The organism is Pusillimonas sp., from assembly GCF_035515275.1.
Lineage (GTDB): Bacteria > Pseudomonadota > Gammaproteobacteria > Burkholderiales > Burkholderiaceae_B > Pusillimonas.
Genome location: NZ_DATJBQ010000060.1, coordinates 1 through 21,199, shown reverse-complemented (window position 1 = coordinate 21,199; position 21,199 = coordinate 1). Strand labels below are relative to the sequence as shown.

At 59.3% G+C, this 21,199-nt stretch carries 18 protein-coding genes; 9 read left to right on the top strand and 9 right to left on the bottom strand.

The features are described 5' to 3' along the window. The 5 genes from VL003_RS04200 to VL003_RS04180 all read left to right on the top strand — a co-directional run. Positions 1-208 (top strand): carboxymuconolactone decarboxylase family protein (locus tag VL003_RS04200; protein ID WP_414708237.1); only part of this gene is annotated, 208 nt, incomplete at its 5' end. Then, a complete protein-coding gene (locus tag VL003_RS04195) occupies positions 205-789 on the top strand; it encodes a (2Fe-2S)-binding protein (RefSeq protein ID WP_414708238.1) in 585 nt (194 codons plus the stop codon). The genes VL003_RS04200 and VL003_RS04195, both read left to right, overlap by 4 nt. Next, positions 789-1,820: an FAD binding domain-containing protein gene (locus tag VL003_RS04190; protein WP_325439879.1), complete on the top strand. Its 1,032-nt coding sequence runs from the start codon at positions 789-791 to the stop codon at positions 1,818-1,820. Before VL003_RS04195 ends, VL003_RS04190 begins: the two co-directional genes overlap by 1 nt. Continuing rightward, on the top strand, positions 1,817-3,946 hold the full coding sequence (locus VL003_RS04185; RefSeq protein ID WP_325439877.1) for a xanthine dehydrogenase family protein molybdopterin-binding subunit: 2,130 nt from the start codon (positions 1,817-1,819) through the stop codon (positions 3,944-3,946). The genes VL003_RS04190 and VL003_RS04185 overlap by 4 nt, the downstream gene beginning before the upstream one ends. A 121-nt stretch (positions 3,947-4,067) precedes the next feature. Continuing rightward, on the top strand, positions 4,068-4,988 hold the full coding sequence (locus VL003_RS04180) for a ketopantoate reductase family protein (protein ID WP_325439875.1): 921 nt from the start codon (positions 4,068-4,070) through the stop codon (positions 4,986-4,988). A 9-nt stretch (positions 4,989-4,997) separates the two neighbouring features. Here VL003_RS04180 and mnmH read toward each other — a convergent pair whose 3' ends face one another. After that, the gene (gene mnmH, locus VL003_RS04175) at positions 4,998-6,128 is read right to left on the bottom strand and encodes a tRNA 2-selenouridine(34) synthase MnmH (protein WP_325439883.1); all 1,131 of its coding nucleotides are present in this window, start codon (positions 6,126-6,128) and stop codon (positions 4,998-5,000) included. 262 nt (positions 6,129-6,390) lie between these two features. Here mnmH and VL003_RS04170 point away from each other — a divergent pair, with 262 nt between their 5' ends. After that, positions 6,391-6,759: a DUF2784 domain-containing protein gene (locus VL003_RS04170; protein WP_325439873.1), complete on the top strand. Its 369-nt coding sequence runs from the start codon at positions 6,391-6,393 to the stop codon at positions 6,757-6,759. 112 nt (positions 6,760-6,871) lie between these two features. On the opposite strand, the gene VL003_RS04165 is transcribed toward VL003_RS04170, so the two are convergent. The 8 genes from VL003_RS04165 to VL003_RS04130 form a co-directional block, all read right to left on the bottom strand. Beyond that, positions 6,872-7,078 carry a SlyX family protein gene (locus VL003_RS04165; protein ID WP_325439871.1) on the bottom strand — a complete coding sequence of 69 codons (207 nt, stop codon included), beginning with the start codon at positions 7,076-7,078 and terminating at the stop codon, positions 6,872-6,874. 25 nt (positions 7,079-7,103) lie between these two features. After that, positions 7,104-8,672: a phytoene desaturase family protein gene (locus VL003_RS04160; RefSeq protein ID WP_325439869.1), complete on the bottom strand. Its 1,569-nt coding sequence runs from the start codon at positions 8,670-8,672 to the stop codon at positions 7,104-7,106. Positions 8,673-8,750: 78 nt separating this feature from the next. Beyond that, positions 8,751-9,455 (bottom strand): glutathione S-transferase N-terminal domain-containing protein, encoded by a 705-nt coding sequence (locus VL003_RS04155; protein WP_325439867.1) that lies wholly within the window; start codon positions 9,453-9,455, stop codon positions 8,751-8,753. 7 nt (positions 9,456-9,462) lie between these two features. Then, positions 9,463-10,788 carry an extracellular solute-binding protein gene (locus tag VL003_RS04150; protein WP_325439865.1) on the bottom strand — a complete coding sequence of 442 codons (1,326 nt, stop codon included), beginning with the start codon at positions 10,786-10,788 and terminating at the stop codon, positions 9,463-9,465. Positions 10,789-10,792: 4 nt separating this feature from the next. Beyond that, positions 10,793-12,046 (bottom strand): D-amino acid dehydrogenase, encoded by a 1,254-nt coding sequence (locus VL003_RS04145; RefSeq protein WP_325439863.1) that lies wholly within the window; start codon positions 12,044-12,046, stop codon positions 10,793-10,795. 51 nt (positions 12,047-12,097) lie between these two features. Next, on the bottom strand, positions 12,098-13,132 hold the full coding sequence (locus VL003_RS04140) for a CDP-6-deoxy-delta-3,4-glucoseen reductase (protein ID WP_325439861.1): 1,035 nt from the start codon (positions 13,130-13,132) through the stop codon (positions 12,098-12,100). Between the two features lie 216 nt (positions 13,133-13,348). Next, positions 13,349-15,652: a DNA topoisomerase IV subunit A gene (gene parC / locus VL003_RS04135; RefSeq protein WP_325439859.1), complete on the bottom strand. Its 2,304-nt coding sequence runs from the start codon at positions 15,650-15,652 to the stop codon at positions 13,349-13,351. 15 nt (positions 15,653-15,667) lie between these two features. After that, entirely contained in the window at positions 15,668-17,632 is a 1,965-nt protein-coding gene (locus tag VL003_RS04130; protein WP_487047243.1) for a DNA topoisomerase IV subunit B, read from the bottom strand. A 322-nt stretch (positions 17,633-17,954) separates the two neighbouring features. On the opposite strand from VL003_RS04130, the gene trxA reads away from it, so the two are divergent. From trxA to gdhA, 3 genes are all read left to right on the top strand, one after another. Further along, entirely contained in the window at positions 17,955-18,281 is a 327-nt protein-coding gene (gene trxA / locus VL003_RS04125) for a thioredoxin TrxA (RefSeq protein ID WP_325439858.1), read from the top strand. 76 nt (positions 18,282-18,357) lie between these two features. Then, positions 18,358-19,614, top strand: a complete 1,257-nt coding sequence (rho, locus tag VL003_RS04120) for a transcription termination factor Rho (RefSeq protein WP_325439856.1) — start codon at positions 18,358-18,360, stop codon at positions 19,612-19,614. 74 nt (positions 19,615-19,688) lie between these two features. Continuing rightward, on the top strand, positions 19,689-21,035 hold the full coding sequence (gdhA, locus tag VL003_RS04115) for an NADP-specific glutamate dehydrogenase (protein WP_325439854.1): 1,347 nt from the start codon (positions 19,689-19,691) through the stop codon (positions 21,033-21,035). Positions 21,036-21,199 lie beyond the last annotated feature (164 nt).

Below are 21,199 nucleotides of genomic sequence, written 5' to 3'. Positions count from 1 at the left end.
CCGATCTGAGGAGCGAGCCGTGCTGGCGTGGACCGACGCGCTGACCCTGGTCGCTGAAACCCGCGCGCCCGACGCTGACTTCCAGGCCATCTGCAAGCATTTTTCGCCCGCCGATGTGACCAAGATCAGTCTGGCCATTGCCGGCATCAACGTCTGGAACCGGCTGGCGGTTGGGTTTCGAAAGGCCCATCCTATTGATGCGCCCTGACGCCTGCTGCCGCTACGGCCTCGAAGGTGGCACGCCAATTGCTGTGTCTGACATTACAACATTACAAATTGAGCGTCCATCAGGAGGAAGCCTTGCCGACCGTCCCAGTCAGCCTAAATGTGAATGATCAGGCGCACGAACTGGACCTTGGCCCGGACGTTACCTTGCTTGACGCGCTGCGCGAACGCCTGCAACTGACCGGCACCAAAAAGGGATGCGATCACGGCCAGTGCGGCGCCTGCACGGTGCTGGTCGACGGGCGCCGAATCAATGCTTGCCTGACCCTGGCGGTTATGCACGAAGGCGCTCGCATCGCCACGATTGAGGGCCTCGCGGACGCCGACCGATTGCACCCATTGCAACAAGCCTTTATTGAACACGATGCCTTCCAGTGCGGCTATTGCACGTCCGGCCAGATCTGTTCGGCCCTGGGCCTATTGAACGAAAAGCACCTTCAGGCGCACACCAACGACCTTCGCCCCGCGATTCGCGAATACATGAGCGGCAATCTGTGCCGCTGCGGCGCCTATCGCAACATTGTCTCGGCCATTGAACAAGTGCACGCCGGCGAGGTGAAGTAATGCATCCGTTCAGCTATGAACGCGCCACCAGTATCGACCAGGCCGTGCAGGCCGCGAGCGAGGGGGCCTGCTTTATCGCCGGGGGCACCAACCTGCTCGATCTGATGAAAGAGAACGTGGCGCGCCCCCAGCGCCTAGTCGACATCAACCATCTGGGCCTGGACACGCTCGAGCCTTTGCCCAACGGGGGCTTGCGCATCGGAGCCCTGATGCGCAACGCCGACTTGGCCGCCCACCCGGAAATAAAAGCCCGCTACCCTCTGTTGGCCGACGCCCTGATGGCGGGAGCCAGCCCGCAGCTACGCAATATGGCCACAACCGGCGGCAACCTGATGCAGCGCACGCGTTGCTATTATTTTTACGATACTGCCACCCCCTGCAATAAACGCGAGCCGGGCACGGGCTGCACTGCCATCGGCGGCGCCACCCGCATCCATGCCGTTCTGGGCGCAAGCGAACACTGCATTGCCGTTCATCCTTCCGACATGTGCGTTGCGCTGGCGGCGCTGGACGCCACGGTCAACGTCATCGGACCGGACGGCAGCCGCAGCATTCCCTTTTTAGAGTTTCATCGTTTACCGGGCGACGCCCCGCAGCACGACAACACTTTGCGCAACGGCGAGCTTATTTTGAATGTCGAACTGCCTGCGCAGGGCTTCGCCGCGCATTACAGTTATCTGAAGATCCGAGACCGCCTCTCGTTCGCGTTTGCCTTGGTGTCGGTGGCGGCTGCGATGAATCTGAACAATGCCGGCCGAATCACCGAGGCGCGCATTGCATTGGGCGGGGTGGCCCACAAACCCTGGCGGCTGGCCCAGGCCGAAGCCCTGCTGCTCGGTCACTCTCCCGGACAACGGACGTTCGCGCAGGTTGCCGATGTATTGCTGCGCGATGCTTCCAGCCAGGGCGACAACCGATTCAAGATCGAACTTGCACACCGGGCCATTCGACGCGCTCTGGCCCAAGCCGCTGGTCGGACGCCACAATCGCAAGTAAACAAACGCGTTCCGTCGCCCAGGAGCAACTCATGAGCCTCAGACCAGGTATAGGCACCCCGCTAAATCGTATCGACGGCGTGGCTAAAGTGACGGGCCGCGCACGATACGCGGCAGAGTTCCAGCCACAGGGCCTGCTGTACGGCGTGGTGGTTAGCGCCGATGTAACACGCGGCCGCATACGAACGCTGCACCAGGACCAGGCCAGGCGTGTCGCCGGCGTCGTCGAGGTACTGACCCACGAGAACCGTCCGCATGTGCCCTGGTACGAGCAGCACAACGGCGAGGCCTCCATCTCCCAGTCTGTCTTCCCGGTCCTGCGCGACGACGTCATTGCTTACAACGGCCAGCCTATCGCCCTGGTCATTGCCGAAACCTTCGAAGCGGCACGCACAGGGGCCATGCTGGTACGTGCTGAATACGAAACGGAGCCCCACAACACCCGCCTTGAAACGGCGCTTGCACAACGGTTCACCCCGGAAACGAAAGTGCCGGGCAACTTGCATCGAGGCAAGGTCGAGGCCGCACTTGCCGAGGCCGCCGCGCGAATCGAGAACCGTTATGAGTTGGCCATGGAGCACCACAACCCCATGGAAATGCACGCCACTACGGTGCATCTGCACGACGGCGGATATGTGGTGTACGACAAGAACCAGGGCTCGCAGAACGCGCAGCAGCAACTGGCCAAGGCTTTCGGACTGGATACCGACACGATCAAGGTCATCAATCATCACGTGGGAGGCGCCTTCGGCTCAGGCCTGCGCCCTGAATACCAGGCCTATTTGGCTATGCTGGCCGCCCTGCTCGTTAAACGCTCTGTGCGGGTGGTGTTGACGCGTCAACAGATGTTCACGCACGTGCACAGGCCTTCGGCAGTGCAGGCGGTACGACTGGCCTGCGATACTCGCGGGTGCCTCACGGCCATGGACATACACGCCACCACCAGCACGGCACGCGTCCAGACTTATTCCGAAAACCTGCTGAAGTGGGGTGCCATCGCGTATGGGTGCGACAACTTGCGGCTCGACTACGGTGTGGCACCCATGGACACACCCACACCCGGCAATATGCGTGCTCCCGGCGCGGCTACCGGCGTAAACCTGCTGGAGATCGCACTGGACGAATTGGCCTATGCCAACGGCATGGACCCATTAGTCTTGCGAATGATGAATCAATCTGAAAACGACGGGATAACCGGGCGCCCCTACACCAGCAAAGCATTGAAGCGTGCCTACGAAATCGGCGCTGCGCGATTTGGGTGGTACAAGCGCCGGCATGACCCCCGCTCGATGCGCCAAGGCAAAGAGCTGATCGGCTATGGCGTGGCGACCGGCATATGGGAAGCCCTGGTGCTGCACGCAAGGGCGACGGCAGCGCTGAACGCTGACGGTACGGTCAGTGTCAGAACAGCCGCCACCGACATCGGCACGGGCACCTATACCATCCTGGCGCAAATCGCTGCAGGTGCCCTGGACCTGCCCCTGGAGCGCATACGGGTGGAAATTGGCGAGTCCGATCTGCCTGAGTCGCCCATTGCCGGCGGCTCAGCCATGGCTGCGTCGGTCGGTGCTGCGGTTCATCGCGCCTGCAAGAGCCTGGCCGAAGAACTGCAAGTACTGGCCGGTGGCGCAGTGGGCGACACTGCGCTGGCGCAACTGGCGGCGAAAGTGCACCCGGACACGATCCAGGCCTCGGCCGTTGTTGAACCACCCGGAAACGACGGCAAGGCCCGCAACACACACGCGGCCATGTTTGCCGAGGTGCGGGTCGATGAGCAATTGGGAGTGGTACGCGTGACCCGCATGTTGGGCGCTGTGGCTGCCGGACGCATCATCAACCCAAAGACAGCCACCAGCCAGATTTTAGGCGGCATGGTCATGGGCCTGGGCATGGCCTTGCATGAAGAAGCCCTTTTCGATCATCGCCTGGGCCGCATCATGAACCACAACCTGGCGCAGTACCACATACCCTGTCATGCCGACGTGCACGATATGGACGTTATTTTTGTCGATGAACCCGACGGTATGGTCAGCCCCTTAGGGGTCAAAGGCGTTGGCGAGATCGGCATCGTGGGGGCCGCAGCCGCCATCGCCAATGCGGTCTTTCATGCCACCGGCAAACGCGTGCGCAAACTGCCCATTACTTTGGACAAGCTGTTGTAGCTTCTGCTGCGCTTGTAGTTGCAAGCTGCCCGCCGCATTCGGTTCAGTGCGGCCGCTCGCGTAAAGTTGCCTTTCATCTGCCGTATCATTGTGGCTTGCAAGTACAAAGGGTGTAACAGAAATGAGAGTTCTAGTTGTCGGCGCCGGCGCGGTTGGCGGCCTGTTTGGCGCGCATTTGCATCAACGCGGTGCCAACGTCAGTTTTTTACTGCGTGTCCCGCGCAAAGCCTTGATCGACGCCCAAGGCCTCACACTCGAGCTGCCCACGGCGGCCATTGCATTTCAGCCCAATACGGTCACGGCCGAGCAGCTCACCTCCGACTACGACCTCATCATCCTTGCCAGCAAGGCGCCCGCGCTTGAAAGCGTCATCAAGGACATCGGCCCTGCCGTTGGCCCGGCAACCCATCTGCTTCCATTGCTGAACGGCTTGCGCCACCTCGATCGGCTGGATCAGGCCTTTGGGTCCGAACGGGTTTTGGGCGGCATTGCCAAAACCGTTGCCACGCTGGCCTCGCCCACCCGCATTCAGGTCAGCAACGCCTATAGCAGCCTGACAATAGGCGCGCGCAGCGCCGGCCAGCGAGCCAAGGCGCAGGCCGCATGGAAACTACTGTCGGACGCGGGTATTGATGTCGAGCTAAGCGACCACATCATCGACGACATGTGGGACAAATTCTGCCGCATGGCTGCGTTGGGCGCAGCCAACTGCCTGTTGCAGGGCACTGTGGGCGAGTACATGCGCAGCAAGGCGGGCGGCGCCATTGCTGTGCAATTGCTACGCGAGTGCGTCGAAACCGCACAGGCGGCCGGCCACCCCATGCACCCCCAGGCCGTTGCGGGCTTTGAACGTGCCCTGACCAACCCGAACTCCGACTTCAACTCGTCGATGTACCGGGACATGCGTGCGGGCTTGCCCATTGAAGGGGACCACCTGGTGGGCGACATGCTCGCTCGTGCCCAAGCAGAAGGGGTGGCATGCCCCATGCTGGCCGTGGCCAATGCCGTCCTGCAAACATACAGCGCCAAATTGAACCACTAGAGGCAAGAACTACGACACAGAGCGGTTAGGGGCGCGATGCCAGGCAGGCAAGGCGTTTTCCCGCAAGGCCTGCAGCACCTCGTGCCGGCTGCCGACCAGCACGATGCGCGAGGCTTTCAGACCGCGCTGATACACGTACATGGGGTCGTAGTACTCGCTTAACAGCGCTGAAATCCAGGCGCGGTGTGCGTCAATGGCACCCCTACGTGATTGACTCAATAGCGCGGCATCCATCAATGCCGCCAGGCGCTGATGCCTCTCTGCGCCCAGGCGCCGAACGAGTTTGTCCAGGCTACACCGCAGCCGCTGAGCGAATTGCTCAAAGCCGGCATCTTCACCAAACAACCCGGTGTACTCGGCACACAAATCAACCACGTAATCGCGCAAAATGCGTTCGACTCTTTGATCGAAGCTGTCTTCAAGCCAAACAATGGGCGCGTGTTGCATGGCCTGATACAGCGGCAGGGGCAGACTGCAACTTCCGATCATGCGGCTTTCGTCCTCGAGCACCAGGCCTTCGTACCCCGCTGCCCTTTTCTTGAGAATATCTATCGACAGGCGGTTTTCGAAATCGATCTGTACCGGCTGGCCAAGGGCGTGCTTGCCAAAGCTTGAGCCCCGATGGTGGGCGTGCCCCTCCAGATCCAAACCATACGGCACTTGCTGCAGCACATCGGTCTTACCCGTACCGGTCATGCCGCCCAGCACCATTAATTTGCATTCGGCCGCCGCCTGCTCCAGTTGGTCGATCAAGAATTGACGCATGGCCTTGTAGCCACCCGCCACTTTAGGGTAAGCCACCCCAGCTTCATTCAGCCATTGCTGAACAATGCTCGAGCGCAGCCCCCCCCGAAAGCAATATACGTAACCCTTCGGGTTGGCCGCCGCAAATGCCATCCATCCCGCAAGACGCGCGGCCCTGACTTCGTCAGCCACCAGACTGTGACCCAGAGCAAGGGCGGCCGCCTGCCCTTGCCGTTTATAACGAATGCCCACCTCGTGCCTCTCAGCATCCGTCATAAGCGGCAAATTTACCGCTTGCGGAAACGCACCTTTATGAAACTCTATGGGCGCACGAACGTCCAACAATGGAAGATCGCCAAGAAACAGCTCGCGGAAATTGGTGGTGTCGCCCCGCATCATGCAGCCGCCAAGCGGCACATAGCGGTGCGTGCTGTGGGGCCGGCCCATGCATCAAACGCCTTGGCGCCGGTGCCTAAGGTGTACCGGGTCGAACAGAATGGAACGCACATGATTTTTGTAATGGAACAAAATTACGCTGATTTTAACGCTGCGAGCCCACCCTCCGCAGCGCCACACGCTCAAGCCCCCCAGCCGTACCCCAGCGGCGTGCTGCAAGCAGCGGGGCATTCGAACGACTGGGCCACAAGAGCTGACCGGCATGAATTACGCGCTGGCCGCTGATGCCGTCCTGCTTGTTCATGGATTGTTTGTTGCTTTCGTAGTCGTTGGCGGCCTGGCGGTACTTTGGCGGCCCCGGCTAGCCTGGCTGCATTTGCCCGCCCTGGCATGGGGAGCAACAGTAGTGTCCATGGGTTGGATCTGCCCTCTGACCCCGCTAGAAGACTACTTGCGGGCCATGGCGGGGCAAGCCACCTACGACTCGGGCTTCATACAGCACTATGTCGGGTCGCTGATCTATCCGCCCGGCCTGACCAGAACGATGCAAGTGGGCCTGGCCACGCTGCTTATAACAGGCAACAGCGGCGTCTATCTGGCGCTGTTGCGCCGCCGCCAAAGCTTTGCCTAGCCGCTACTTGAACCGCCGGGCTCCGGAGCCGAAGCCTTGCCTAACGCCACTCGACCCGCCGTAATCCAGCTTCATAAAAGCGGGCGGGGGCCTTCAGTTCGCACCGAATCCATCAATAATGCGGCGGACGCTCTTGCGTGTAAGGGTCGGGCCCATCGGCCTCGCCTTGGCTGAAGCGTTGTGCCAGTACTCTGTACAAGGCGCGCAGCTCGTCCAGTTGCTTTTGTTGTTCGTATACCAGGTCGCCAAGCTGTTGGGTCAGGTCTTCCTGTGCGGTAAGTTTGATTTCTATGTCGATAAAGCGTTGTTCGGAATCCATATTGCCCCAGCCTGTACAAATAAACCTATTTTGCCAGCATGTTGGCCAGCATGAAGCCCGAACCCGCGCCGGTACCCGCGCCCGGCCAGGTTGATGCGCCGCACAGATACAGCGCCTTGACGGGCGTACGGTAACGCGAGTAACCCGCAACCGGCCGGAACAAAAAGTTCTGATCCAGGTGATGGCTGCCACCCAGACTGTCGCCGCCGATAAGGCAGGCGTTCTCGTGCTCGATGTCAGCCGGTGTCATGACGTGGCGGGCCAGGATCTTGCCCCGCAAACCCGGCGCGTAGGTTTCCAGAAGGTCCAGCACCCGTTCGGCATACGCATGGCCGCAGGCCTGCCAGTCGAGGTCGGTAATTTGACCCAGCGCATCGCCGCGAATCTGCGCGGGCAGCACGCGCACCTGCAGCCACAACACGTGCTTGCCCTCGGGCGCACGCGACGGGTCAAGGGCGGTGGGCTGACCCACCACCACCACTGGCTCGGCCGGCAGCAAGCCGGCGGCAGCCTCGGCGTAGACGCGCGACATCATTGCCATGTCGGGAGCCACGTGCACGTAAGCATATTGCTTCAGATGCTCGCCCGCCCGCCAATCAGGCAGGCCGTCGGTGGCCAGGTGAATCATCATGGTGCCGGGTCCCTGGCGGAATGCCTCAACCTTGGTTTCGAACGACGCCGGGGCAGTGCCCTGCGGCAACAAGCGACCGAAGACCAGCTTGGGATTCAAGTTGGCAATCACCCCTTGTGTAGCCGTAAACGTGCGACCATCTTCAAGCACCACCCCCGTCGCTGCGCCATTTTCCACGGTTATGCGACTTACTGCGATACCGGTAATAATTTCTCCGCCCTTCGCCCTCAACAGGTTGGTCATGGCGCGAATAATGGTGTCTGCCCCGCCCTTGCCGATCACCATGCCAAAGTTCTGGTTGGCCATCGACTCAAGATACGGAAACAAAGCGCCCCCGGCGGCATCCGGCGCAAAGTCGACATGCAGGCCCCAAGCCGCCATGGTGGCCTTGAGCTTCTCGCTTTCAAAATGGCGATCAAGAAAGTCGCGCGGCGAAGACAAAACCAGCCGCACGAGCTCGTACACCCCACCCATACCCTGCTCGCGCCACGCCTTGAACAAGGTTCGGACACTGCCCCACGAGGGCATGGGCGAACCCAACAGACCGAACAGATGCGGCGCTACCTGCTTGAAGCGATCGGCCATCTGGCTCCAGGCCACGGCGTCTTTGGGCGAGAAGTCGTGAATGGCTGATGCGGTCTGCTCCAGGTTCACCCCCACACCTAACGAAGTGCCATCGCGGAAAACCGATGCGAAGCAATGCTGGGCGGGTAAGAATTCGAGCCCATGGGTGGTGAGTTCATCTTTGTAGCGAGCGCAAAACGCCGACCCTGCAAAGTTCGACAGATTCATGGCAAAAAGATCGTGCCGATAGCCTGGCAGCGTAAGAGCCTGGGTTTTTACAGCACCACCCGCCTCGGGGCGTGCCTCGACCACCAGCACTTTTTTACCTTGCGCGGCCAGATGAACCGCCGCTGCCAGACCATTATGGCCCGCCCCCACCACGATAATGTCATAGCTCATTACGCCTCCGTTTTGTTCATTTGATTTTGAACGGGATTCTACGCGCAAAAGCCACTGACCGTGCCGGCGGGCGACTGCTCAGTTTCGGGGCGGTACGTCAAGCCCCTTGGCAACGGCAGGCCGGGCCCCAAATGCGGCGAGCACCCGAGCCAGATTGGGAAAGTCTTTGAAGCCGACGATATCGCCGGCCTCGTAGAAGCCCACCAGGTTACGCACCCACGGCCAGATGGCCATGTCGGCAATGCTGTAGTCAGCACCCATGATCCAGTCACGCCCCTGCAGCCGACCTTCAAGCACGCCGAGCAAACGCCTTGACTCGGTCACGTACCGATCACGCGGACGCTTGTCTTCGTAATCTTTGCCGGCAAATTTGTGAAAGAAGCCCAGTTGACCGAACATGGGGCCCACGCCACCCATCTGAAACATCAGCCACTGAATGGTTTCGTAGCGGGTGGCCGGATCCTGCGATATGAACTTGCCGGTTTTATCAGCCAGATACATCAGGATGGCGCCCGATTCGAACAACGGCAGGGGTTTCCCGCCCGGGCCGTTGGGGTCGATGATTGCCGGTATCTTGTTGTTCGGATTCAGCGACAGAAACTCGGGTGAAAGCTGGTCGTTGGTGTCAAAGCCAACGCGATGTACTTCGTAGGGCAAGCCGGTTTCTTCGAGCATGATCGAAACCTTTACCCCGTTGGGTGTAGCCAGCGAATACAGCTGGATACGCTCGGGATGCCTCGCAGGCCATTTCTTGGTAATTGGGAAATCAGACAAATCGGTCATGGGTGTCCTATTTTTCGCGCATGATCTGCGTCGCCTGAGTCGAGGCGGTATTGAGTGCCGTTGGCGCAGACTGCTCACCGCTAAGCGCGCGTTGCAAAGTCTCGTGGAACATTGCACGGATCTTGGGGTAGTTTCGGATACGGAACGAACTTGCCGTAATGGCGGGCTTCTGGTTGTAAACCGCCACCAGGTTTCGCCAGTCGCCCAGGTTCTTGTAGTAGCTGTCGCCTGTTGCCGCAAAGGCTTGCTCGGTCAGTGGCAGGAAGCCGGTTTCTTGATACCAAGATGCCGCATTTTCGGGCTGGGCCAGCCAGGCCAGAAACTGGGCGACGGCTTTTTCCTGATCGGCGGTTTGGCCTTCGGTCAGCCAGAAGGCAGCGCCGTCCACAAATGGATTGCCCGGCTTTTTAGTCACTTGCGGGTAGTACGGCAGGCCCGAAATGCCAAAATCAAGCGAGCGGACATCACGGAACGAACCCAGACGGCCCGACTCGCTCAACAATACCGAACATTCATTATTGGCGAATCGTTGAATTGCCTGGCCTTCGAGCTCGGGCTTGACCATGAGCTCGCTGCGTACCCAACTGATCATCAAGGACAAGTGGCGCACATACACCGTATCGAACTCGAACGAAGGCAGGTTCTTTTTGGCTTTGGCGTTTTGACTCGATGTGAAGAACTGGTTGTTGACCGCAGCCAGGTTTTCAAGGTTGATCGACACGGCCTGATCGCTGGTGGCGGGGCAATAACGTGTCGCTTTGTTGGCCAGGTCGACCAATTGGCCCTGCAGGTCGGACCAGGCGCGTTCCGGCCGGGGCGGTGTCAGCCCTGCCTTCTGAAATGCGGCAATGTTGTAGAACATGACCGGCACTTCGGCCATGTACGGAAACGCCATCAGGCGCCCCTTGTCGTCGCGCGCAAACCCGTTTTCAGGATGTACAAACCATTTGATGTCTTTGAGGGGCGGCTTGGCCAACAGTGAATGAAGCGGCTTGACGTTGGCATTGCCGTCGTGCGCGTCGGGCGAGCGCCGTGCGTCGAGCTGAACCAGGTTGGGCGCCTTGCCTTTGGCCGCAGCAATAAATTTTTGATCGAGCGCTTCGGGGGAGTCGAATGATTCGATCCGTACCGAAACGTCATTGCTCTGGCGATTGAACTGCTTGACCAGTTTTTCAAAGGCAGCAGCGTTGTGGGGGTTCAGGGAGTGCCAGACAGTAATATCAGCCGCCCAGGTCGCCGACGACGCTGCAGCCAGGCCCACCAAGGCGGCCGCCATACCCACCGCTTTCGGCATAAGCACGAACCGGTTGCCGAAAACACCATGTACTTTCATGTGACTAACCCAGAAAAGGAAACTCGGGCTCCGGCTGAACGCCAGAGATAAGATCAGCCAACGCCCGGCCAGACCCCACGCCCATGGTCCATCCCAGCGTGCCATGACCTGTGTTCAGATACAGGTTGGGAATGCGCGTGCGACCAATAAGGGGAACGTTGGAAGGTGTGGACGGGCGAAGCCCGGACCAAAAGCGAACATTATCAAAATCGAGCGCGTTTGGAAACAATGCATGTGTCAGACTACGCAAGTTTTCGCATCGAGTTGTATTCAGTGCGCGCGAATACCCGCCCAGCTCGGCGACTCCGGCAACGCGCAGCTGGTTGCCCAGCCGCGAATACACCACCTTATGTGCGCTGTCGGTAAGGCTGACCATGGGGGCTGCTTCAGGCTGAACAATGTCGAAGGTGGCTGAATAGCCCTTGGCCGGGTACACAGGGCAGCGCACCCCCAGGGGGGTCACAAGCTGCGGGGTCCAGCAGCCCAGCGCCGCCACATAGGCGTCTGCGCGCAAGGTCTCGTAAAGCCCTTGGGCATTGATAAGTTCAACCGCCTTCACCTGGCCCGCGTCCGCCAGCAAGCGACTGACCTGGGTTGAAAAGCGAAACTCCACCCCGGCCTGCGCGGCCCGTCGGGCAAGCTCGGTCGTAAACATATAGATGTCGCCGGATTCATCGTCGGCCGTGTAATCGCCACCGACTATGCTGGCACGCACCGGCGCCAGCGCCGGCTCGATCTGCACCACTTCGTCTGCGGTCACAATGCGCCGATCCAGCCCAAAATCGCGCATCAGATCGGCGGCGTCTTGTGAGGCGTCGAACTCTACGGGATCCTGATAGAAATTAAGTATGCCCCGTTGCAGATGGTTGTACTCAATGTTCAGATCAGCTCGCATCTGCCTGAGCGTGGCCAGGCTGTATTCCGACATGGCCACCATGGCGCGAATATTGGGAGCCAGGCGCGACGGCATGCATTCGCGCATAAATGCCAGGCCCCAGGCCCATTGACGCAGATCCAACCGGGGCCGGAACGAAATGGGCGCCTTGTCGGACAACAGCCACTTGAGCAAACGCAGCGGCATGCGCGAATTGGCCCAGGGCTCGGAATACGAAACAGAGATCTGGCCGCCGTTGGCGCGGCTGGTTTCCTGCGCGGGCCCGCTTTCGCGGTCGATGACCACGACCTCGTGCCCGGCCTGGGCCAGCCACCAAGCGGTGGCAGTACCGATTATTCCGCTTCCCAGTACCGCTACTTTCATGGTTATTACCTTTTAAACATCGCTTCGCTACGTGGGGCGGCAAAACGCCGCTCAGTGCACGTCGGCCTGCGAAGTGAACGCATCGGCGAAGAATTCATCATCGGGCAGCCCGCAGTCGTGAATGAAGTCGCGACGCGCACTTTCCACCACGATGGGGGCACCGCAGGCATACACCTGATGACCGGAAAGATCGGGCAGGTCTTGCATGACCGCCTGGTGCACCAACCCCGTTCGGCCATGCCAGGCATCTTCGGGCAGCGCTTCGGACACCACCGGCACATACGAGAAATTGGGCAGTGTGCGCGCCCATTCCTGTGCCAGTTCGTTCATATACAGATCACGCGGGCGGCGCCCACCCCAATACAGGACCGCAGGCCGCGTGCTGCCTTGAGCGATCATTTGCTCGACAATGGCCTTGATGGGGGCGAAGCCGGTACCGCTTGCCAAAAACACAATCGGTTTGTCGCTGTCGTCACGCAAAAAGAACGACCCCAAGGGGCCTTCGACGCGCAGGATCTCGCGAAGTTTCATTTGAGTAGCACCAACGCCGAACACGTGGTCGGTAAACAAGCCGCCCGGCATGTGGCGCAAGTGCAGCTCGACCAGATTCTTTTCGTTAGGTGCACAGGCCATGGAGTAACTGCGCCGGCTGCCGTCCTTCAGTATGAACTCAACATACTGGCCCGCGTAATAGCGAAACGGCTCGGAGGGGGGCAACTGCAGCTGTATGACCTTGACGTCATGAGCAAGGTCTTCGAGCCCCATGACCCGCGCCGGCATCTTGCGAATCTGAATATCGCTGGCCATGCGAATTTCGTGTGCCTCGATCACCAGATCGGACGTGGGCTTTGCCTGGCAAAACAGCGTGTAGCCCTCGGAAAGCTCTTTGGACGAAAGAATTTGCTCAGGGCTGGAGCCGGCCTGATAGCTGCCCGAGACCACCTTGCCCTTGCATGTAGAACACGCACCCGTACGGCAACTGTAGGGGAGCACAATACCCGCCCCCATGGCCGCGTCCAGCACGGACTGGCCCTGCGAAACCTCGAACTCGTGCCCGCTGGGCAGAACCTTGACCTTAAAACTCATACCGCATGTTCATCCATAACAATCAATAAAGTGGTACTGACCTTCAATCAAGTTCGGCCATCAAAGCCACCACCAAAAATCACCACCAGACGCGACCTAGGCCAGCCATCACCGCAAGTCAGTCTGGGCGGTGTAAAGAACTCAAACCGACGGTATAAAGAACTCAAACCGGCGCCTATAAAGAACTAGACCAAGCCTATTTTAAACGCGCATCAATCAAACGCGCCGCAACACCGGCTGCTTGATCTTCAGATCAAGCACCTTGCCTTTGCGCGCCCGCTTGCCCAAATACGGAGCCAGCCCTGCGGTATCCAGCAACTGCTCGGTGTGCCGGTTTCGATACACCCCTTCGGCGATGAGCCCGGCCGGACCGGTCGCCACCCACTGCGCAATGCCGTCGCCGGCATCCAGACCCATCAACACCGTGCCGCGACCGCCGCCGGAAAGGTTCTTCAGTTCGGCCAGCTCGATCAAAAGAAATCTGCCCTTGGTGCTGAGCATGGCCAGGTGGCTGTCATCGCCTTGCAAAACCAAGGGCTTGAGCAGCATGTCGTCTTTTTCAAGGCTGATGAACTGCTTGCCTGCGCGTTGACGCGTGGTCATGCCTTTAAGGGTAGCAATAAACCCATAACCCAGCTTTGTTCCAATGACATAGCGCGTGTTTTCGTCCCCCGCCACCATATGCACAATGCGGGCGCCGGGCTCAAGGTCAACCATCGAAGTGATGGGCTGTCCGTCGCCGCGCGCCGACGGCAGGCTTGACACCGCCACTGTGTATACCCGCCCAGTATTTGAAATGGCCACGAGGTTGTCGGTACTGCGGCATTCGACGACGCCATACAGGGCGTCGCCGGTCTTGAAACTGAATTGCGAAGCATCGTGACCATGCCCCTGCCGCGAGCGCAGCCACCCCTTTTGCGAAACAATGACAGTAACCGGTTCATCGACCACACGGTTTTCAAGCACCGCCCTTTCGGCCGCTTCAATCAGCGTACGCCGGTCATCGCCGTATTGCTTGGCATCGGCCTCGATCTCTTTGATGATCATTCTCTTGAGCGACGCGGGGTTGCTCAGCAACTCGCTCAGGCGCTGCTGCTGGTCCTTTTGTTCGGCCAGTTCTTTTTCGATCTTGAAGCCTTCAAGCCGCGCCAACTGCCGCAAGCGCATCTCCAGGATGTCTTCGGCCTGCCTCTCGGACAGTTCAAAACGCTGCATCAGCGCGGCGCGCGGCTCGTCGGATTCACGAATAGTCTGAATGACTTCGTCCACATTCAAATACACCACCATGCGACCTTCAAGCACGTGAATGCGGTCGGTCACCTTGTCGAGGCGGTATTGAGTGCGACGCGTGACCGTTTCGGTGCGAAAACCCAGCCACTCGGTCAAAATGCGCCGCAACGGCCGTTGAGCCGGGCGCGAGTCAGTGCCGATACAAACCAGGTTGATCGATACGCTGCCTTCCATACTGGTCTGGGCCAGCAACAGGTTGACGAATTCGTCGCGATCGACCTTGCTGGTCTTGGGCTCGAACACCAGTCGCACAGCGTCTTGCTTACCTGATTCGTCGCGCACCGCATCAAGCACACCCAGCACCAGCGCCTTGGTTTGCTGCTGATCGGCGCTTAGGCTTTTTTTGCCGGGCTTGACCTTGGGATTGGTGCGATCTTCGATCTCTTCAAGAATTTTTTGCGTCGAAGTGCCCGGAGGCAGCTCGTACACCACCAGTTGCCACTGCCCGCGAGCCAGCTCTTCAAAGCGCCACCGGGCTCGCGCCTTGATCGAGCCACGGCCACTACGATAGATTTGCGCAATATCGTCGGGCGACGAAATAATTTGCCCACCGCCGGCAAAATCGGGGCCGGGCACAAGTTGATGCAGATCTTCGTCGCTGAGCTTGGGGTTCTTGAGCAGCGCCACGCAGGCCTGTGCCACTTCGCGCAGGTTGTGCGAGGGAATCTCGGTAGCCATGCCCACTGCAATGCCCGACGCCCCGTTAAGCAACATGATTGGCAGACGCGCCGGAAGCAGCATGGGTTCTTGCTGACTGCCGTCGTAGTTGGGGGCAAAATCAACGGTACCTTCGTTAAGCTCGTCGAGCAACAAACGCGAAAAAGGCGTTAACCGAGCCTCGGTGTACCGCATGGCCGCCGCGTTGTCGCCGTCGCGCGAACCAAAGTTGCCCTGGCCGTCGATAAGCGGGTAGCGCAGCGAGAAATCTTGCGCCATGCGTACCATGGCGTCGTAGGCGGCCTGATCACCATGCGGGTGATACTTGCCCAGCACGTCGCCCACCACGCGCGCCGACTTGACCGGTTTGGCGCCGGGGCCCAGACCCATGGCGTCCATGGCGTACAAAATGCGGCGCTGCACAGGTTTCTGGCCGTCGGCCACTTCGGGCAAAGCACGCCCACGCACCACCGACACCGCGTAATCCAAATATGCTTGTTCTGCGTAGTAACCCAATACGAGGGCGTCGCCGTCGTCGCCGCCTTCAAATAAACCTGCTTGTGTGTTGTCCATGTTGCTCTCTGACTCTTAAATGTCGACGTCGGCCAAGTTGCCTTTCTCTTCGAGCCAGGTGCGACGTCGGCCCGACTCGCCCTTGCCCATCAGCATGTCGAACATGTTAAGCGTGGCTTCAACGCCCAACTCGCCGCAGGCCACCACCATCAGGCGCCGCGTGTCCGGGTTCATGGTGGTGTCCCAAAGCTGTTCGGCGCTCATTTCGCCCAGGCCCTTGAAGCGGCTGATGCTCCAGGAGCCTTCTTTTACGCCCTCTTTGCGCAGACGATCAAGCACGGCTTCAAGCTCGCCCTGATCAAGGCAATACAGCTTGCGTGCCGGGCGCTTGCCCAGCGCCGGCACGTCGACACGGAACAGCGGCGGACGGGCGATATACACGTGGCCGGCCTCGACCAGACGAGGAAAATGCCGAAAGAACAGCGTCAGCAGCAGGACCTGGATGTGCGAGCCGTCGACGTCGGCGTCGGACAGTATGCAGATACGGCCATAGCGCAGGTTGGAAAGATCGACCTGGTCTTGCGGCCCATGCGGGTCGACGCCGATTGCGACTGAAATATCGTGGATCTCGTTGTTGGCAAACAGGCGATCGCGCTCGACCTCCCACGAGTTAAGCACCTTGCCGCGCAAAGGCAGGACCGCCTGGAATTCTTTGTCGCGCCCCATTTTGGCCGAACCACCGGCTGAGTCGCCCTCGACCAGGAAAAGCTCGGTGCGCGAGGCATCGGACGACTCGCAATCAGTCAGCTTGCCGGGCAATACGGCCACCCCGGAGCTTTTGCGCTTTTCGACCTTTTGCGCCGAACGCGCCCGCGCCTGGGCCTGTCGGATAGCAGTTTCAGCCAGCTTCTTGCCCAGATCGACGTTAGCGTGCATGGCCAGCTCAAGTGCATTCTTGACATAGCCTCCGACCAGGCGCACTGCATCGCGGCTATTCAACCGTTCTTTGATCTGTCCCTGAAATTGCGGGTCGAGCACTTTGGCGGAAAGCACAAAACTGGCTCGAGCAAATACGTCTTCAGGTAGCAGCTTAACCCCTTTGGGTATCAGGCCATGCAACTCAGCGAACGACTTGACCGCATTAAAGAGGCCTTCGCGCAGGCCGGCTTCGTGCGTGCCGCCGGCGGGTGTGGAAATAAGATTGACATAGGACTCGCGCATGACGTTGCCTTCTGTGGTCCATGCCACCGCCCAATGTGCCCCCTCGCCTTCGGAGTAGTTTTCGTCGTCGGCGCCGGCGTACTGGCGACCTTCGAATATGGGCACGATTTTTTCGGCGTCGGCCAAGGCCTCGTTCAAGTAACCCTTGAGACCGTCTTCATACTGCCATTGCATGGTCTCGCCGGTTTTTTCGTTGGCCAGCACCACCTTGATACCGCTTAGCAGCACGGCCTTGCCCCGCAGCGAATGAACCAATTCGGCCATGGGCAAGGCGGCGGTGTCAAAATACTTGGCATCCGGCCACATGCGCACGCGAGTGCCGGTTTTGCGGCGTGCCGCCGTATCGGTTTGGGCCAAGGGCTGCACCACATTGCCGTCGGCAAATACCAACTGATGTTCTTGTCCGTCGCGCCACACGGTGACTTCAAGACGCTTGGACAAGGCGTTGGTTACCGATACGCCCACCCCGTGCAAGCCACCCGAAAAAGCGTATGCGCCGCCGCTTTTTTTATCGAACTTGCCGCCGGCATGAAGCCGAGTAAAAACGATTTCCACAACCGGCGCCTGCTCGTCGGGATGCAGGCCAACCGGTATGCCCCGGCCGTCGTCTTCAACCGAGACGCTGCCATCGACATGCAAGGTTACCTTGATCTGCTTGCCATAGCCCGCCAGTGCTTCGTCGGCAGCATTGTCTATGACTTCTTGCAATATGTGCAGCGGGTTGTCGGTGCGGGTGTACATGCCGGGCCGCTGACGCACCGGTTCGAGCCCTTTCAGGACCCGGATGGACGCTTCGTCGTAACGTGCTGATGTAGCCAAGTTATCCCCAGTTTTCGGTGGATGAAAAAACAGTATTTTACGAACATTGCGGGCAGCGGCGTCAACCGCCGCCAAAGGCCGGGTCGAAACGGGGCGACTGCGGGCCCGCCGGACGCTTCCAATAACAGGAAGGTATCGGCATGGCGTGTCGCGGCACGGATGCTCGTGAAAAACAGCTGCAGTACCCCCAGGAATATACAGGCCAGGCCCGACAGTGGTATGCTTGGAAAAATCTGGCAAAAAGTTGACGCCCCAATTAATAAAACACTTGGCGTCCTGTGTTGGCCACTGCACTTTTTAAGCACACTCCATCCTTATCACTATGAGCGAATTAATACGAAACGTAAGCGACGCCAGCTTCGAGGCCGAGGTATTGCAATCCGAAGGCCCCGTTCTGGTCGACTATTGGGCAGCCTGGTGCGGCCCATGCAAAATGATCGCCCCGCTGCTTGACGAAGCCGCCAAGCAATATCAGGGCCGTGTTACCATAGCAAAACTCAATGTCGACGAAAATCCCGATACTGCCGCCAAGTTCGGCGTTCGCGGCATCCCGACCTTAATGTTGTTCAAAGACGGCAAACCCGCCGCAACCAAGGTGGGCGCACTGTCCAAATCCCAGTTGGCCGCTTTTCTAGACGAATCCGTTTAAACGCAATTGCTGCGTTTGCGCGCGGACCCGTCCCGGGTCCGCCACCAACTTTGCACGAACCCCCTTCTTTTTTCTCATGCACCTCACAGAACTAAAAGCGCTGCACGTTTCGCAATTGCTCGAAATGGCCGCGAGCCTGGACATCGATAACGCCAGCCGCCTGCGCAAACAAGAAATCATGTTCGCCATCATGAAAAAGCGCGCCAAACAAGGCGAGCAAATTTTCGGAGACGGCGTTCTTGAAGTCCTGCCCGACGGCTTCGGTTTCCTGCGTTCACCCGAAACGTCGTATCTGGCCAGCACAGACGATATCTATATTTCGCCTTCGCAGATCAGGCGCTTCAACCTGCACACCGGAGACTCCATCGAAGGTGAGGTGCGCGTACCCAAAGACGGCGAGCGCTATTTTGCGCTGGTCAAGGTGGACAAGGTCAACGGCATGCAGCCCGAGGCCATCAAGCACCGCATCATGTTCGAGAACCTGACCCCGCTGCATCCGGATCAGGTCATGACACTCGAACGCGACATCAAAAGCGAAGAAAACATTACAGGGCGAATTCTTGATATTTTCGCCCCCTTGGGCAAAGGCCAGCGCGCGCTGATCGTCGCCAGCCCCAAATCGGGTAAAACCGTGATGATGCAGCACATTGCGCATGCCATCACCACCAATTACCCCGACGCCACCATGATCGTCCTGCTGGTCGACGAGCGCCCTGAAGAAGTTACCGAGATGCAGCGCACGGTGCGCGGCGAAGTCGTGGCCTCCACTTTCGACGAGCCGGCCACCCGTCACGTGCAAGTGGCCGAAATGGTCATTGAAAAAGCCAAGCGCCTGGTCGAGCTGAAAAAAGACGTGGTCATTTTGCTTGACTCAATCACCCGATTGGCTCGCGCCTACAACACCGTCGTGCCGGCTTCAGGCAAGGTGCTGACCGGAGGCGTCGATGCCAATGCACTGCAACGACCCAAACGCTTCTTTGGCGCTGCGCGCAATATCGAAGAAGGCGGCTCGCTGACCATCATCGGCACGGCCCTTATCGAAACCGGCAGCCGCATGGACGAAGTCATCTACGAAGAATTCAAGGGTACGGGCAACTCCGAGGTTCACCTCGAGCGTCGTCTTGCCGAAAAGCGGGTGTATCCTGCCATCAACCTGAACAAATCGGGCACTCGCCGCGAAGAACTTCTTATCAAGCCCGACCTGCTGCAGAAAGTCTGGGTATTGCGCAAGTTCATTCACGACATGGACGACGTTGCAGCCATGGAATTCATTCTTGACAAGATCCGTGCAACCAAGACCAATGCCGAATTCTTCGACATGATGAAAAAATAATCAGAAACGCTTTTACAACACGGCTGAGTCTGCCGTCAGGTAGGCTCAGTGCGCAACACTGAGCACCCCACTTGATGACACTACCTACACTTAATCAATTTCTCGACCAGGTACAGGCCCGCGACCCGCATCAACCCGAGTTCATGCAAGCTGTGCACGAGGTCATGGCCTGCTTGTGGCCCTTTATCGAACAAAACCCGCGCTACGCCGAAATGGGCCTGCTCGAACGTTTGGTCGAGCCTGAGCGAGTGATCCAGTTTCGTGTTTCGTGGGTAGACGACCACGGCAAGGTGCGGGTCAACCGTGCATTCCGCATACAGCACAGTTCGGCCATCGGCCCCTTCAAGGGCGGCATGCGTTTTCATCCGTCGGTCAATCTTTCCATTCTCAAGTTTCTGGCCTTCGAACAGACCTTTAAGAACGCGCTCACCACCCTGCCCATGGGCGGTGGCAAAGGCGGCTCCGACTTCGACCCCAAGGGCAAGTCCGACGGCGAGGTCATGCGTTTTTGCCAGGCCCTGATGATCGAACTGCATCGCCATCTTGGCCCCGACACCGACGTGCCTGCCGGCGATATCGGCGTGGGCAGCCGCGAGGTCGGCTTTATGGCCGGTATGATGAAAAAGCTTTCAAACTCGTCGGCCAGCGTGTTTACCGGCAAGGGCATCAGTTTCGGCGGCAGCCTTATCCGCCCCGAAGCCACGGGCTATGGCACGGTTTATTTTGCTGAAGAAATGCTCAAGCACATGCGCCAGTCGCTCGACGGCCTGACGGTCTCGGTCTCGGGCTCGGGCAACGTGGCCCAATATGCCATCGAAAAATGCATGCAGATGGGCGCCAAGGTGCTTACGGTTTCCGATTCGCACGGATGCTTGGTCGACAAGACCGGCTTTACGCCAGAAAAGCTGGCTGCGCTTATCGAGCTCAAGAACACCCGCCGAGGTCGTCTCGAAACCTTTGCCCAAGAGCAAGGACTTGTTTACGAAGCCGGCAAACGTCCCTGGCATGTTCCGGTCGATGTCGCCCTGCCTTGCGCCACTCAGAACGAACTCGAGATCGAAGATGCGCGCATGCTGATCAAGAACGGGGTGCGTTGCGTGGCCGAAGGCGCCAACATGCCTACCAGCCTTGACGCCGCCCAGGCCTTCATCGACGCCGGTGTGCTGTACGCACCGGGCAAAGCCAGCAATGCCGGCGGCGTGGCCGTTTCCGGCCTTGAAATGAGCCAGAACGCCCTGCGCCTGAACTGGTCGCGCGACGAAGTTGAAACCCGCCTGCATGCGATCATGCGCGACATCCACGAGAGCTGCGTACGATACAGCGACCAGTCGCCGGGCAAACTGGTCAACTACCTTAACGGGGCCAACATTGCAGGCTTTGTCAAAGTAGCCGATTCCATGCTGCAGCAAGGCGTGTACTGATCCGTACTGGCCTTACTAAAATCGGCGGCGGGTTTCGACCTAGCCGCCGTTTTTCTTTATACCGGCGGCCGAACCGTTCAGCTCGCCGGCATCGCGCAGGACACCGCCGTCCGCGTCATTCAGCTCGAGTTCGCCCCCTTTTATCTGGCCCTCGGGTACCGGAG

Bases quoted from the DNA above. Each gene is read 5' to 3' on its own strand.
- parC (WP_325439859.1), bottom strand. From the start codon at position 15,652: ATGGACAACACACAAGCAGGTTTATTTGAAGGCGGCGACGACGGCGAC.
- gdhA (WP_325439854.1), top strand. From the start codon at position 19,689: ATGACACTACCTACACTTAATCAATTTCTCGACCAGGTACAGGCCCGC.
- VL003_RS04140 (WP_325439861.1), bottom strand. From the start codon at position 13,132: ATGAGTTTTAAGGTCAAGGTTCTGCCCAGCGGGCACGAGTTCGAGGTT.
- VL003_RS04160 (WP_325439869.1), bottom strand. From the start codon at position 8,672: ATGAGCTATGACATTATCGTGGTGGGGGCGGGCCATAATGGTCTGGCA.
- VL003_RS04180 (WP_325439875.1), top strand. From the start codon at position 4,068: ATGAGAGTTCTAGTTGTCGGCGCCGGCGCGGTTGGCGGCCTGTTTGGC.
- VL003_RS04170 (WP_325439873.1), top strand. From the start codon at position 6,391: ATGAATTACGCGCTGGCCGCTGATGCCGTCCTGCTTGTTCATGGATTG.
- VL003_RS04150 (WP_325439865.1), bottom strand. From the start codon at position 10,788: ATGAAAGTACATGGTGTTTTCGGCAACCGGTTCGTGCTTATGCCGAAA.
- rho (WP_325439856.1), top strand. From the start codon at position 18,358: ATGCACCTCACAGAACTAAAAGCGCTGCACGTTTCGCAATTGCTCGAA.
- VL003_RS04190 (WP_325439879.1), top strand. From the start codon at position 789: ATGCATCCGTTCAGCTATGAACGCGCCACCAGTATCGACCAGGCCGTG.
- mnmH (WP_325439883.1), bottom strand. From the start codon at position 6,128: ATGCGGGGCGACACCACCAATTTCCGCGAGCTGTTTCTTGGCGATCTT.
- VL003_RS04165 (WP_325439871.1), bottom strand. From the start codon at position 7,078: ATGGATTCCGAACAACGCTTTATCGACATAGAAATCAAACTTACCGCA.
- trxA (WP_325439858.1), top strand. From the start codon at position 17,955: ATGAGCGAATTAATACGAAACGTAAGCGACGCCAGCTTCGAGGCCGAG.
- VL003_RS04145 (WP_325439863.1), bottom strand. From the start codon at position 12,046: ATGAAAGTAGCGGTACTGGGAAGCGGAATAATCGGTACTGCCACCGCT.
- VL003_RS04185 (WP_325439877.1), top strand. From the start codon at position 1,817: ATGAGCCTCAGACCAGGTATAGGCACCCCGCTAAATCGTATCGACGGC.
- VL003_RS04155 (WP_325439867.1), bottom strand. From the start codon at position 9,455: ATGACCGATTTGTCTGATTTCCCAATTACCAAGAAATGGCCTGCGAGG.